Origin of the sequence: Pseudomonas fluorescens (assembly GCF_902497745.1) — a bacterium.
GTDB lineage: Bacteria > Pseudomonadota > Gammaproteobacteria > Pseudomonadales > Pseudomonadaceae > Aquipseudomonas > Aquipseudomonas fluorescens_BM.
This window is the reverse complement of record NZ_CABVHJ010000002.1, coordinates 429475-443869: the sequence shown is the minus strand read 5'-3', so window position 1 is coordinate 443869 and position 14395 is coordinate 429475. Positions and strand designations below refer to the sequence as shown.

Genomic DNA, 14395 nt, shown 5'->3' with positions numbered 1-14395 from the left:
TCTACAATCGACTCAGCCTGAAAGTGTTTTGCTGAATCCATAATCGATTCGGCTTGAAAGTGCTTTGCTGAATCCATAATCGACTCGGTCTCTCAGGTCGATGTATAGCGACAGACACCTCGGTCGGCCCCCTCTCCCCCTGGGAGAGGGCTGGGGTGAGGGAGCGGATTCTAAGGGATCAACGATTCATCGGCGCCACAAACCTGCTCTTCGCCACGCTGTAAATCTCAGGCTCATCGCTGTCGGCAATCTTGAAGCTCAAGGTCTGCGAGCTGCTGGTCGGGCGTTCCGTGGTCATCGCCACCGACACCGGCACATCGACAATCTCCCCCGGCGCCAGGCTCAGCTCGGTCTTGCCTTGCAGCTGGAAGCCATCGCCCTCCACCAGTGTCAGGTTGTAATCCTGGCGCTGCTGGGTCTTGTTGATGACTTTCAGTGTGTAGATGTTTTCGATCTGGCCCTGACCGTTCTCGCGGAACAAGCCGCGATCCTTGGTCACGTCCAGCGAGACCATCGGCCGCTCGACCAACGCCAATGCCAATGCGCCGATCATCGCCACCAGCACCACGGTGTAACCGATCAAACGCGGACGCAGCAGATGGGTCTTGCCACCCTGCAATTCGCGCTCGGAACTGTAGCGGATCAAACCGCGCGGGTAGTTCATTTTGTCCATGATCGAGTCGCAGGCGTCGATACACGCGGCGCAACCGATGCATTCCATCTGCAAGCCGTCGCGAATGTCGATGCCGGTCGGGCAAACCTGCACGCACAATTGGCAGTCGATGCAATCACCCAGGCCGGCTTCAACGGGTTTCACGTCGCGTTTACGCGGGCCACGGTTTTCGCCACGGGCGACGTCATAGGAAATCGCCAGGGTGTCCTTGTCGAACATCACGCTCTGGAACCGCGCATACGGGCACATGTGCATGCACACCGCTTCGCGCAGCCAACCGGCGTTGATGTAGGTGGCGGCAGTGAAGAACAGCACCCAGAACAGGCTGACGCCGCCGATTTGCAGGGTCAGCAATTCTTCGGCCAGTGGCCGGATTGGCGTGAAGTAACCAACGAAGGTCAGGCCAGTGAGCACGCTGATCGCCAGCCACAAGGTGTGTTTGGCGGCGCGCCGCGCCAGTTTGTTCAGGCTCCACGGCGCGGCTTGCAGTTTGATCCGCTGGTTGCGCTCGCCTTCAGTGATCTTCTCGCACCACATGAAGATCCATGTCCACGAACTCTGCGGGCAGGTGTAGCCGCACCAGACCCGACCGGCGAACACGGTGATGGCGAACAGGCCGAACGCGGCGATGATCAGCAACGCCGAAAGCAGAATGAAATCCTGTGGCCAGAACGTCGCGCCGAAGATGTGGAATTTGCTTTCGGAGAGATCCCAGAGCACTGCCTGACGTCCGCCCCAGTTCAACCACACGGTGCCGAAAAAAAGCACGAACAGAACTCCCGCGCCGCTCATGCGCAGGGTGCGGAACAGGCCGGTGAAGCTGCGGGTGTGGATCTGGTTGTCGCTGGACTTGGCCGTCGCCTTCATTGGGCGTGCGGGCACCTTCTTTATATGAGGAGCAATAGTCGGGGATGCTTCTACGGTTCGGACGGGGATTTGTTCGCTCATGGTTATTCGCTCATCAGCCTCCATCAGGCCAGAGCACTATGAGCGTCGATCTGTTTGCATAACAGACTCAGGTATTTCAATAAAAAGCGGATCAGATGCGATTTTGCGCTGAGTCTGCGACAACTTGAAGCAGCCCGCAGACAAAGGCGCAAACGCCTATCGCAGACGTTTGCGCGGGGTGTTGATCAAGGTCAGTCAAATCACCGAATCACTCTCGTCAGCTTTCAGGTGTTTGCGTCCGTCCTTGGCGCCGGCGACGGTCAAGGCGTCAGCCTCTGCCTCGGTGATGTAAACGCGCCGGCCTTCTATTTCCACAAACGACATGGATTTTTCGCTATCCGTCATGACTTCCAAGGTGTCGCAAATGCGAATTTCCTCGCCATGCTCAACGGTGAAAAAACACACTTTTTGTTCGGGATTGGATTCATCGACTCGAAGGGGCATGAGGGCAGTCCTTTTTTCAGGGGGGTCTGCAAGGTTAGGGCGCGCGGTTCGCTGATCGTTCTGCGCAACTGATTAATGGTCGCTGCTGTCCATCCTTTATAGACCCTTGAAAAGGACTGCCGGATGAACGCGTGGTGGCATGAAGTGTGGGAAACCCTGCAAGCAGAGTTCGCCGACGTTGGCGATGCTTCGCAACTGACGCGCATTACCGTGCGTCTGCTGATGGCGGCGATTCTGGGCGGCATTCTCGGGTTCGAACGTGAGCACAAAGGCAAGGCTGCCGGGGTGCGCACGCATATGTTGGTGGCGCTCGGCGCGGCGCTGTTTGTGCTGGTGCCGCAGACGTCGGGGGCAGAGTCGGATGCGATGAGCCGCGTGGTGCAAGGGGTGATCGCCGGGATCGGCTTTCTGGGTGCCGGCACTATCCTGAAAAACAAGGAAGGCGATGAAGGTCACGTCAAAGGCCTGACCACGGCTGCCGGGCTGTGGATGACGGCGGCCATTGGTGTTGCGGCGGGGTTGGGCAGGGAGGCAACGGCGCTGCTCAGTACCTTGCTGGCGCTGGGGATTTTCAGCGTGATGCCGCGCATCGTGAAGCTCTTCGAAAAGGACGAGGAGAAGACTGATGATCACTGACTGATCGTTGCCACGTTGATCGTTCCCACACTCTGCGTGGGAATGCCTCAATGGACGCTCCGCGTCCGCTTTGGGACGCGGAGCGTCCCGGGCTGCATTCCCACGCGGAGCGTTGGAACGATCAGTTAGACGATGACTGGGGGCATGGTCGTTGGTGGTTCTTCTTTCGGCGGCGGTGTGGTGCCAGGTGGTTCCTGCTCCGGAACCGGTTGCGGCTCGGTCTCGGGCAGGGTGGGTTTGTCGATATTCGGATCAGGCGTTTCGGCCGGAATCGGGATGTTCATCTGATGACCTCCGTGTGGCACATGGCGTGAGAAGTGCTTAAGTGGATTGACCACCCTGCATGCAATTCGATCCGCTTTTCTGACACGGTAATTTCATCTGAACTTTTCCCGGCGCCGGTCGCTCGGAACCTAAGTGAGTTCATTTCGGGGCAGGTGCTTCGTTGTGAACACTGATCCGGCACAAGAGCGTCCTTGGGGCGTTAAGGAGAGATGCTCAATGACTGCTGAAAGACCCTCAGAACTCAGCTACAACCCGCACATGCCACTGTCGCAGGCACTACTGCTGCCGCGCATTGTCATCGAAAACACCATGCCGACGCTTGATGGCGGGCAGTTCGCCGTGAAGTCGATTGCCGGCCGCGAAGTGGTGGTCACCAGCAAAGTGTTCGCCGACGGTCACGACAAACTCGCCGTGCGCATCCGCTGGCGCGAGGAGGGCGAGGAGACCTGGCAAAGCGAAGTCATGGCCGATCAGGGCAACAACGGCTGGCAAGGCCAGTTCCGCCCTGAACATCAGGGGCGCTACCTGTATTGCATCGAAGCGTGGATCGATCAATTCGCCAGTTTCCAGTATGAACTGGAGAAGAAGCACAACGCTGCCGTCCCGGTCTCGCTGGAGTTGCAGGAAGGCCGAACGATGGTGCAACAGGCCGCTGAACGCAGCGAAGGCCAACTCAGCGAACAGCTCGCCGCATTGCACCATGAGCTCTCCGGGCTGCTCGAAACCGAGCAAGTTGCGCTGTTTCTGCACTCGCGCAGTGCGCAACTGATGGCCGAGGCCGATCACCGGGCTTACTTGAGCGTCAGCGCCGAATTCCCCATGGACGTCGAGCGTGAGCTGGCCGAATTCGCCAGTTGGTATGAGCTGTTTCCACGTTCGATCACCGACGATCCCCACCGCCACGGCACCTTTAACGACGTGCACTCGCGTCTGCCGATGATTCAGGACATGGGCTTCGACGTGCTGTACTTCACGCCGATCCACCCGATCGGTCGCGCCCATCGCAAGGGCCGCAATAATTCCCTGACCGCCGGCCCGGATGATCCCGGCAGCCCATACGCCATCGGCAGCGAAGAGGGCGGGCACGAGGCGATTCACTCGCAGCTCGGCACCCGCGAGGACTTCCGTCGATTGGTCGCTGCTGCTGCCGATCACGGCCTGGAAATCGCTCTAGATTTTGCTATTCAGTGTTCCCAGGATCACCCGTGGCTCAAACAGCATCCGGGCTGGTTCAACTGGCGCCCGGACGGCACGATCAAGTACGCCGAAAACCCACCGAAGAAATATCAGGACATCGTCAACGTCGACTTCTATGCGCCGGAGGCGATTCCGAGTCTGTGGGTCGAGTTGCGCGACATCGTCATCGGCTGGGTCGAGGAGGGCGTGAAGATCTTCCGCGTCGACAATCCGCACACCAAACCACTGCCGTTCTGGCAATGGCTGATCGCTGATGTGCGGGCGCTGTACCCGGAAGTGATCTTCCTCGCCGAGGCCTTCACCACGCCGGCAATGATGGCGCGGCTGGGCAAGGTCGGGTACACGCAGAGCTACACCTATTTCACCTGGCGCAACAGCAAGGCTGAGTTGGCGGCGTATTTCACTGAACTCAATGAATCGCCATGGCGCGAGTGCTATCGGCCGAATTTCTTTGTGAATACCCCGGACATCAACCCGGCGTTTCTGCACGAGTCAGGTCGCCCCGGCTTCTTGATTCGCGCGGCGCTGGCGACCATGGGCTCGGGGCTGTGGGGCATGTATTCCGGTTTTGAACTGTGCGAGACGGCACCTGTGCCGGGCAAGGAGGAATACCTCGACTCAGAGAAATACGAGATCCGCGTCCGCGATTTCACAGCGCCCGGCAACATCATTGCCGAGATTGCCCAGCTCAACCGCATTCGTCGGCAGAACCCGGCGTTGCACACGCACCTGGGCCTGAAGGTCTACAACGCCTGGAACGACAACATTTTGTACTTCGGCAAACGCAGTTTTGACGGCAGCAATTTCATCCTGGTGGCGGTCAGCCTCGATCCGCACAACGTGCAGGAGGCGAATTTCGAACTGCCATTGTGGGAAATGGGCCTGCCGGATGACGCAACGACACACGGCGAAGACTTGATGAACGGGCATCGTTGGGACTGGCACGGCAAATACCAGTTCATGCGCCTGGACCCGGCGTACCAGCCGTTCGGCATCTGGCGAATCACTGCCTGAACACAGATCCCCTGTGGGAGCGAGCCTGCTCGCGAAAGCAATTTTGCAGGCGACATTTTTGCTGAATGTTGATCCGCATTCGCGAGCAGGCTCGCTCCCACAGGTTGCTCATTGAGTTGGAGTCAGGTGATCGGCTCGCGGCTTTTCTAGAATTGAACAGGAGTTTCACATGGCGAAGAAACCCAAGGCAGCCACCTTTATCAAAGACCCGCTCTGGTACAAGGATGCGGTGATCTATCAAGTTCACGTCAAATCGTTTTTCGACTCCAACAATGACGGGATCGGCGACTTTCCCGGCCTGATCGCCAAACTCGATTACATCGCCGACCTCGGCGTCAACACCATCTGGCTATTGCCGTTCTACCCCTCACCACGCCGCGATGACGGCTACGACATCGCCGAATACCGTGGCGTGCACAGCGATTACGGGACCATGGCCGACGCCAAGCGCTTCATCGCCGAAGCGCACAAACGCGGTTTGCGGGTGATCACCGAACTGGTCATCAACCACACCTCCGATCAACACCCGTGGTTCCAGCGCGCGCGCAAGGCCAAACCGGGGTCAGCGGCGCGGGATTTCTACGTGTGGTCGGATGACGATCAGAAGTACGACGGCACCCGAATCATTTTCCTCGATACGGAAAAGTCCAACTGGACCTGGGACCCGGTCGCCGGCCAATACTTCTGGCACCGTTTCTATTCGCACCAGCCGGACCTGAATTTTGACAACCCGCAAGTGATGAAAGCCGTGCTCTCGGTGATGCGTTACTGGCTGGACATGGGCATCGACGGCCTGCGTCTCGACGCTATTCCTTACCTGATCGAGCGTGATGGCACCAACAACGAAAACCTGCCGGAGACCCACGACGTTCTCAAGCAGATTCGCGCCGAGATCGACGCCAATTACCCCGACCGCATGCTGCTTGCCGAGGCCAACCAATGGCCGGAAGACACCCAGCTGTACTTCGGCGATACCGATGCTGCAGGCCTCAACGGTGACGAGTGCCACATGGCGTTTCACTTCCCGCTGATGCCGCGCATGTACATGGCGCTGGCCCAGGAAGATCGTTTCCCGATTACCGATATTCTGCGTCAGACCCCGGAAATTCCTGCCAACTGCCAGTGGGCGATCTTCCTGCGCAACCACGATGAACTGACGCTGGAGATGGTCACCGACAAAGAACGTGACTATCTGTGGAATTACTACGCCGCTGACCGCCGTGCGCGGATCAATCTCGGCATTCGTCGGCGTCTGGCGCCACTGATGGAACGTGATCGCCGCCGCATCGAATTGCTCAACAGTCTGCTGCTGTCGATGCCCGGCACGCCGACCTTGTATTACGGCGATGAAATCGGCATGGGCGACAATATCTACCTCGGCGACCGCGACGGTGTGCGTACGCCGATGCAATGGTCGATCGATCGCAACGGCGGCTTCTCCCGCGCCGACCCGGCGAGTCTGGTGCTGCCGCCGATCATGGATCCGCAATACGGCTATCTGTCGGTTAACGTCGAAACCCAGTCTGGCGATCCGCATTCGCTGCTCAACTGGACCCGACGTCTTCTCGCTGTGCGCAAGCAGTCCAAGGCCTTCGGCCGTGGCACCTTGAAGATGCTTTCACCGAACAATCGTCGCGTGCTGGCCTACACCCGCGAATTCACCGATGTCGACGGCAAACACGAAATCATTCTTTGCGTGGCCAACGTCTCGCGCAGTGCGCAAGCGGTGGAACTGGACCTGTCGGCCTACGTCGGCATGGTGCCGGTGGAGATGCTCGGCGGTAATGCCTTCCCGCCGATCGGTCAGTTGAATTTCCTCCTGACCCTGGCGCCGTACGGTTTCTACTGGTTCGCCCTGGCGGCGGAAAACCAGATGCCGAGCTGGCACGTGGAGCCGGCGCAGAGCCTGCCGGACTTCACCACGCTGGTGTTGAAGAAACGCATGGAAGAATTGCTCGAAGCGCCGTCGCGCACGACGCTGGAGCAAAGCATTTTGCCGAGCTGGCTGCAGAACCGGCGCTGGTTCGCCGGCAAGGACGCGGCCATCGACAAGGTGCATTTGGCGTACGGCGTACGATTTGGCGATGCGCAGCATCCGGTGCTGCTCAGCGAAATCGAGGTCACCAGCGCTGGGCAGACCAGTCGCTATCAACTGCCGTTCGGTTTCATTTCCGAGGATCAGGTCGGCCCGGCGTTGCCGCAGCAATTGGCTCTGTCCCGTGTAAGGCGCGTGCGACAGGTCGGTTTGATTACCGATGCGTTCAGCCTTGAGGCGTTTGTTCGCGCGGTGCTGCAAGGCATGCAGAACAACACCGTACTGGAGTCTAGCGAGGGCGAAATCCGCTTTGCGCCGACGCCGCATCTGGAAAAACTTGGCCTGGGGGCCGAGTCGGAAGTGCGCTATTTGTCGGCCGAGCAATCGAACAGCTCGGTGGTCATCGGCAACAGTCTGGTGCTCAAGCTGATACGTAAAGTCGCTTCTGGCGTACACCCGGAACTGGAGATGAGCGCTTACCTGACCGAGGCCGGATTTGCCAATATCTCTCCGCTGCTCGGCTCGGTGATTCGCCGCGATGCCAAGGGCGAAGACAATCTGCTGATGATCGCCCAAGGCTATCTGAGCAATCAGGGCGACGCCTGGGAATGGACGCAGAACAACCTCGAGCGGGCGCTGCGCGATGAACTGGCCGATGCCATGTCCGAACAGGAACAGCATTACAACGCCCTCGGTGAGCTGAGGGATTTTGCCGGGATGCTCGGCCAACGTCTGGGCGAGATGCATCAAATGCTTGGCGCGCCTACGGACAATGCCGATTTCGCTCCGCAGGTGTCGACGGCCAAGGACATGCAGGCGACGGGCAAGGATGTCGTGGCCCAGGTCGAGCATGCTTTGAAACTGCTCAAGCAGCATCAGGGCGAACTCAGCGCAGCGGATCAGAAACTGGTGAAGAGGCTGGTCGACGAGAAGAAAACCATTCTCGCGCACGTGCAGGATCTGGCGAAAAAAGCCGTCGGCGGTTTGCGCATTCGCGTTCATGGCGATCTGCACTTGGGCCAGGTGCTGGTGATCAAGGGCGATGCCTATCTGATCGACTTCGAGGGTGAACCGGCGCGGCCATTGAGCGAGCGGCGTGGTAAGCACAGTCCGTACAAAGATGTCAGCGGCGTGCTGCGCTCGTTCGATTACGCGGCGGCAATGACCATTAACGTGCACAACGTTGACCACAGCGCTGAGTCTGAAACCGCGCGGCGTCTGGTCGCCGAGCGTTATCTGCGTGAGGCCCGAGAGGCATTTGTTCAGGCATATCGCCGCGCGGCAGCTAGTCTTGAGCATGCCTGGCAAGATCCTGAAGGTGCCGACGCCGCGCTTGCGCTGTTCGGCCTGGAGAAGGCGGCCTATGAAGTGGCCTATGAGGCCGAAAATCGCCCGACGTGGCTGCCCGTGCCGTTGCACGGTTTGTATGGGTTATTGACGGGGCTTAAACCCTTTTCCGATCTTGGTGGAGAGTAGTCATGAGTTTCTCGAACAAGGAACAGGGTCAAGTCAAAGAAGCATTGCTGCCCTCGGCGAAAGATATCGATGCCTTGGTGCGCGCTGAACATCACGACCCCTTTTCCATTCTTGGCCCGCACGGCGATGGCGCTGGCGGGCAGTTCATTCGCGCTTATCTACCGGGTGCGCTGAGTGTCGTGGTGCTGGACAAGGACAGCGGTGAAGAACGCGGTCCGCTGGAGCAGACCGAAACGCCGGGACTGTTTGTCGGCCATTTCGATCAAGCGCGGCCGTATCAATTGCGTACGCGCTGGGCCGGCGGCGAGCAAGTCGCCGAGGATCCATATAGCTTTGGCCAGTTACTCGGTGAAATGGATTTGTATCTGTTCGCCGAGGGCAATCACCGTGACCTCAGTGCCTGCCTCGGCGCGCAGCTGAAAACCGTGGACGGCGTCGATGGCGTGCGTTTCGCCGTGTGGGCGCCGAATGCCCGGCGCGTGTCGGTGGTTGGCGACTTCAACGTCTGGGACGGGCGTCGGCATCCAATGCGCTTGCGTCATCCGTCCGGGGTCTGGGAGTTGTTCATTCCGCGCCTGCAAGCGGGCGAGTTGTACAAATACGAGATTCTCGGTGCCCACGGGATTCTGCCGCTCAAGGCTGACCCGATGGCGCTGGCCACCAGTCTGCCGCCGGACACCGCGTCGAAAGTCGCCGAGCCGTTGCAAATCGACTGGCAGGATCAAGACTGGATGAGCAGCCGTCGTGACCGCCAGAAACACTCGGCACCGCTGTCGATCTATGAACTGCACGCCGGTTCCTGGCAATGTGAGCTGGATGATCTTGGCGAAGTGGCCCGTCAGTACACGTGGCCGGAACTGGCCGAGCGGCTGATTCCGTATGTGAAAGAACTGGGTTTCACTCATATCGAGCTGATGCCAATCATGGAACACCCGTTTGGCGGATCCTGGGGTTATCAGTTGCTCTCGCAATTCGCGCCGAGCGCGCGTTACGGCTCACCTGCTCAGTTCGCCGAATTCGTCGATGCCTGCCACCGGGCGGAGATCGGCGTAATTCTCGATTGGGTACCAGCGCATTTCCCGACTGATACCCACGGTCTGGCGCAGTTCGATGGCACCGCGCTGTATGAATACGGTAACCCGCTAGAGGGTTTCCATCAGGACTGGGACACGCTGATCTACAACCTTGGCCGCACTGAGGTGCACGGTTACATGCTGGCGTCCGGGCTGCACTGGTTGAAGCATTTCCATGTCGACGGCCTGCGCGTCGATGCAGTGGCGTCGATGTTGTACCGCGACTATTCGCGCAAGGCCGGCGAATGGGTGCCCAACCGCCACGGTGGCCGCGAGAATCTCGAAGCCATCGATTTTCTGCGGCACTTGAACGATGTGGTCGAACTGGAAGCACCGGGTGCGCTGGTCATCGCTGAAGAATCCACCGCGTGGCCCGGTGTCAGCCAGAGCACGCAGCAGGGCGGCCTGGGGTTTGCCTACAAATGGAACATGGGCTGGATGCACGATTCGTTGCATTACATTCAGCAGGATCCGGTGTACCGCGCGCATCATCACAACGAGTTGAGTTTTGGCCTGGTCTACGCCTGGTCCGAGCGGTTCATCCTGCCGATTTCCCACGACGAAGTGGTGCACGGCAAGCATTCGCTGATCGACAAGATGCCCGGCGATCGCTGGCAGAAATTCGCCAACCTGCGTGCCTATCTGAGTTTCATGTGGACGCATCCGGGCAAAAAACTGTTGTTCATGGGCTGCGAGTTCGGCCAGTGGCGCGAGTGGAATCACGATCAACAGCTCGATTGGTATTTGCTGCAATACTCCGAGCACAAAGGCGTGCAGAAACTGGTTGGCGATCTCAATCGGCTGTATCGCGAGGAGCCGGCGCTACACGACCAGGACGACGCGCCGCAGGGTTTTCAGTGGCTGATCGGCGACGATGCGATCAACAGCGTTTACGCCTGGTTGCGCTGGAGCAAGGAGGGCGCGCCGGTGCTGGTGGTGGCCAACTTCACGCCGGTGCCGCGTCAGGCGTACCGCGTGGGTGTGCCGTTTGCCGGGCGCTGGACTGAGCTGCTCAACAGCGATGCCGACACCTATGCCGGTTCCAATTACGGCAACGGCGGCGGGGCATTTACCGAGGAAGTGCCGAGTCATGGCCAGTCGTTGTCGCTGGAGTTGAATCTGCCGCCGCTGGCGGTGTTGATCCTCAAACCGGAGGGTTGATCCAGGCACCGCAAAACCTGTGGGAGCGAGCTTGCTCGCGAAGGCGATATGTCAATCAACAATGATGTTGAACGTTACACCGCTTCGCGAGCAAGCTCGCTCCCACAGGGACCTTCGGTAGCCTGAAGATCACCAACGCATCCGTACCCCAAGGCTGCCAATGATCCCGTTCAAGTCATTGTCATCGACATCACTGCTGTAATCGGCACTGACATACAGACTCACCGCCGGTGTCACCCGTGCCACCAGCCCTAATCCCAGCTCGACGGTCGAGGACTTGCGGCTGCTGCTGATCTTGTCGACCTGATCCAGTGTCACGGTATTGCCGGTGTACACCGTGTGCCAGAGGTTGGTGCGCACATAGGGTTCGACCGGCAGACCATTCAAATCGTAACTGCCTTTCAAGCGCGCACCGACGCGGCCGCTCCACGCGGTCAGATCGGAGGAAGAGGCATTGCCCGAACCGGCGTAGGGCGTGTCGAGGGTGATGCGCTGATTGATCAATTGCGCTTGGGGTTCCACCACCCAGTTTTCACTCAAGCCAATCGGAAAGCCGCCTTCGACCGAGAAGGTCATGGCACTGCCTTCGGTGGCTTGCCGCGCGCCTTGGCCGTTGCGACTGAAACCGCTGACCCGGCCACCACTGGCGGATAAATCCACGTGCCAGCCCTGGGCGCCGATCAGGCTGTAATAGGCGCCAAGGCTTTGGCCTTGCAGATTGAGGGTGTCACTGTTCGGGTCTGCCAGGGCGCGGCTGGTAAGCGGGCCGTTGCCATTGGCTTGAATCTGGTTGAGTCCCCCAATCAGGCCGATTTTCTGGGTATGGCTACCACTTTGCAGAGTCAGCACGGCGGGGCCTTTGATGTCGCCGCTGCCGGGTGTGGCGTAACCCGACGACAGCACGTCGGTCTGTGCCTGACGGGCGCTTCTGCCGTACAACTCATCCCAGGCTGACGGGGCGAGGTCTTCGGTGATCAGGCGTGTGCCTTGCAGATCGGGGCGTGGACTGAAGCGTTGCGGGCCGGGAGTAATGACGGTGGCGGGCAAGGTCATGACCGGCACGTCCGCGCGATACCACGGGGTTGTTTCATCCGCCGCAGGACCGGCCTGCGCCTCCATGGATGAGCACAGCAAGATAGAACTCGACACTGTGCAGAAAGTGATTTTGATCTCGTGTGGGCTGATGGAAATTTTCATGGAGGTATACCTTGCAGGCGCATGCATTCTCTCTGTGTGGCGTCTCTCCTACCCCGAACGAGGGGCGACCGAATGGAGCGGGGCGAACCGTGGCCGCTCGATTTCGCGAGTGTCCGAAGGCTCGTCCCGGGTAGTGATTCCGGGGGTAGTAAGGTAGAGATAAGAAGAGTCGCACGCCCACGTCAAGAAATTGAACGATGAGCGGTAGTGGCAAAACGCGGTTCGCAAGCGTTTGTTTTTCTGCACATAACTAAGTGGTTGTTTGTATGGAAAAACGCAACGAAAGCCCCGGCGCAGAGGTATTCAGTTACCGACAGATGGTCTGTCGGCAACGTTGAATCGTCGAATGAGCTGATCTATCGCGTCCTGCATTGCTGTCACTATTGTGGCTAAAGGTGCACTTCGACCGCCAGTGGCAGATGATCCGACAGATGTGTCCACGGCTTGTTGCCGAGGATCCGTGGGTCATGACTGCTGGCATTGCGCAAATAGATACGGTCCAGCCGCAGCAACGGAAACCGCGCCGGATAGGTCTTGGCCGGGCGCCCGTGATGACGCTCGAAGGCTTCGTGCAGATAGTCGCGACGGGCGAGGGCGACATTGCCCTGCAGCTGCCAGTCATTGAAATCGCCGGCGATGATCACCGGGGCGTCATCAGGCAGGGATTCGAGCAACTGACAAAGCAGTTGCAACTGCAATTGCCGATGGCTTTCCAGCAGACTCAAATGCACGCAGATGGCGTGGACCTCAGCGTGACCCGGCACATCGAGCACGCAATGCAGCAAGCCACGGCGCTCAGGGCCGGTGATCGACACATCGAGGTTGCGGTATTCCCGGATCGGGTATTTCGACAGCAGCGCATTGCCGTGATGGCCGTCGGGATAAACGGCGTTGCGCCCATAGGCGAAATCGCTCCACATGCTGTCGGCGAGAAACTCGTATTGCGAGGTTTGCGGCCATTCGTTGTAACGACTGGAATGCCGCTCGTGTTCACCCACCACTTCCTGCAGAAACACCAGGTCGGCCGAGGTGCTGCGCACCGCTTCGCGCAGCTCCGGCAGGATGAAGCGCCGATTGAGCGCGGTGAAGCCTTTGTGGGTGTTGACCGTCAGCACCCTGAGACGATGGATGACGGGCGCGTCGACAACATGACGCTTGGGATCGCTGGACACGTTCACTCCTCTGGATTGCGGGCCACTTGTTCATGCGACTGATGGGCAGGGGCGGCAGTTCCTTCTGGATAGTTTCGATTGCACATCAAACCCTGTGGGGGCGAGCTTGCTCGCGAAGGCGTCGGTACAGTCGATACGAATATTGAATGTGACGGCCTCTTCGCGAGCAAGCTCGCTCCCACAGGGAATCAGAGATTCAGACAAACACGATTTCGTAGGGCAAACGCATTCTTTCGAGAAGCACCGGCGGCAGCATCGGCGCAATGCCGATCGCCGGTTCGCCGTTGAGCTGGCTGGCGTAGGCGTGGGTGGCGTGGCTTTTGCGCGCCACGGTCCAGGTGTCCAGGCGCAGTTTGCGCGCGCGTTCCCAAGGGATCAGTTGCTGGTCGCGCTCGGGCCAGTGCCACGCCCAGACCGGTACATCGTGGAAGGTCGCGCCGGCCTGTTCAGCTGCTTGCGCACTGGCCCGGCCCACCGCTTCATGGTCATCGTTGCCATCGCCGCGCCAGGTGCTGAACACCACGTCGCCGGGGCGCAGGTAGCGGCTGATGAATTCGGTCACTTGCGCTTGCTGTTCGCACAGGGCGTTGTCGGTGAAACCGCCGCGCACCCATTTCAGGCTGTGCATCGGCAGGCCGAGGCGGCGCAGGGCTTCGACGCTTTCCTGTGGGCGGAACACGCTCAGGCGTTTCTCCGACCATTGCCGTGAACCCGGATGGCTGGCGCTGCCATCGGTGATCGAGAGCAATTGCAGCGGATGACCGAGACTGGAGAGCAATTGCAGCAGACCGCCGCAAGTCACCACTTCATCGCCCGGATGCGGCGCGATGACCACGGCACGGGCGCCGGCGGGTACGAGGCTGAGGGTGTTGATGACGGGGATGTTGTCCAGCTGCGGAGCGCTGTTCCAGATTTGCGCCGGCGAACTGCTGTCGCTGAGGGATAACGGTTTCATGGTGTGACGTCCTTGTGTTGTTTCGCCCTCAGTCGTGTGCGTGGCAATGATTGCCAGTCGCCGTCGACCCGTGAAGGCTGGTTGAATGCCCTGCGACGCTCCGAACCCTGGATTGCCGCGCAGCAGAGT

The 14395-nt window shown here is 59.5% G+C and carries 10 protein-coding genes; 4 read left to right on the top strand and 6 right to left on the bottom strand.

Annotation, left to right across the window (positions count from 1 at the left end; genetic code table 11):
- Positions 1–178 precede the first annotated feature (178 nt).
- Both ccoG and F8N44_RS04660 read right to left on the bottom strand, forming a co-directional pair.
- On the bottom strand, positions 179–1621 hold the full coding sequence (gene ccoG / locus F8N44_RS04665; RefSeq protein WP_150649511.1) for a cytochrome c oxidase accessory protein CcoG: 1443 nt from the start codon (positions 1619–1621) through the stop codon (positions 179–181).
- Positions 1622–1816: 195 nt separating this feature from the next.
- On the bottom strand, positions 1817–2065 hold the full coding sequence (locus tag F8N44_RS04660; RefSeq protein WP_038368975.1) for a DUF3203 family protein: 249 nt from the start codon (positions 2063–2065) through the stop codon (positions 1817–1819).
- 123 nt (positions 2066–2188) lie between these two features.
- Between F8N44_RS04660 and F8N44_RS04655 the strand changes: the two genes are divergently transcribed.
- A complete protein-coding gene (locus F8N44_RS04655) occupies positions 2189–2701 on the top strand; it encodes an MgtC/SapB family protein (RefSeq protein ID WP_150649510.1) in 513 nt (170 codons plus the stop codon).
- A gap of 125 nt (positions 2702–2826) precedes the next feature.
- Here F8N44_RS04655 and F8N44_RS31255 read toward each other — a convergent pair whose 3' ends face one another.
- Entirely contained in the window at positions 2827–2985 is a 159-nt protein-coding gene (locus F8N44_RS31255; RefSeq protein ID WP_007966757.1) for a hypothetical protein, read from the bottom strand.
- A gap of 217 nt (positions 2986–3202) precedes the next feature.
- Between F8N44_RS31255 and F8N44_RS04650 the strand changes: the two genes are divergently transcribed.
- The 3 genes from F8N44_RS04650 (at position 3203) to glgB (ending at position 10942) form a co-directional block, all read left to right on the top strand.
- Complete coding sequence (locus tag F8N44_RS04650) at positions 3203–5197, top strand: alpha-1,4-glucan--maltose-1-phosphate maltosyltransferase (protein WP_150649509.1); 1995 nt, start codon at positions 3203–3205, stop codon at positions 5195–5197.
- Positions 5198–5366: 169 nt separating this feature from the next.
- Positions 5367–8708 (top strand): maltose alpha-D-glucosyltransferase, encoded by a 3342-nt coding sequence (gene treS, locus F8N44_RS04645; RefSeq protein WP_150649508.1) that lies wholly within the window; start codon positions 5367–5369, stop codon positions 8706–8708.
- Positions 8709–8710: 2 nt separating this feature from the next.
- On the top strand, positions 8711–10942 hold the full coding sequence (gene glgB, locus F8N44_RS04640) for a 1,4-alpha-glucan branching protein GlgB (RefSeq protein WP_150649507.1): 2232 nt from the start codon (positions 8711–8713) through the stop codon (positions 10940–10942).
- A 129-nt stretch (positions 10943–11071) separates the two neighbouring features.
- Here the strand turns inward: glgB and F8N44_RS04635 are convergent, their stop codons facing one another.
- From F8N44_RS04635 to F8N44_RS04625, 3 genes are all read right to left on the bottom strand, one after another.
- Complete coding sequence (locus F8N44_RS04635) at positions 11072–12139, bottom strand: autotransporter outer membrane beta-barrel domain-containing protein (RefSeq protein WP_150649506.1); 1068 nt, start codon at positions 12137–12139, stop codon at positions 11072–11074.
- Between the two features lie 389 nt (positions 12140–12528).
- Positions 12529–13311 (bottom strand): endonuclease/exonuclease/phosphatase family protein, encoded by a 783-nt coding sequence (locus tag F8N44_RS04630; protein ID WP_150649505.1) that lies wholly within the window; start codon positions 13309–13311, stop codon positions 12529–12531.
- A gap of 196 nt (positions 13312–13507) precedes the next feature.
- Complete coding sequence (locus tag F8N44_RS04625) at positions 13508–14266, bottom strand: PIG-L deacetylase family protein (RefSeq protein WP_150649504.1); 759 nt, start codon at positions 14264–14266, stop codon at positions 13508–13510.
- Between the last annotated feature and the right edge of the window lie 129 nt (positions 14267–14395).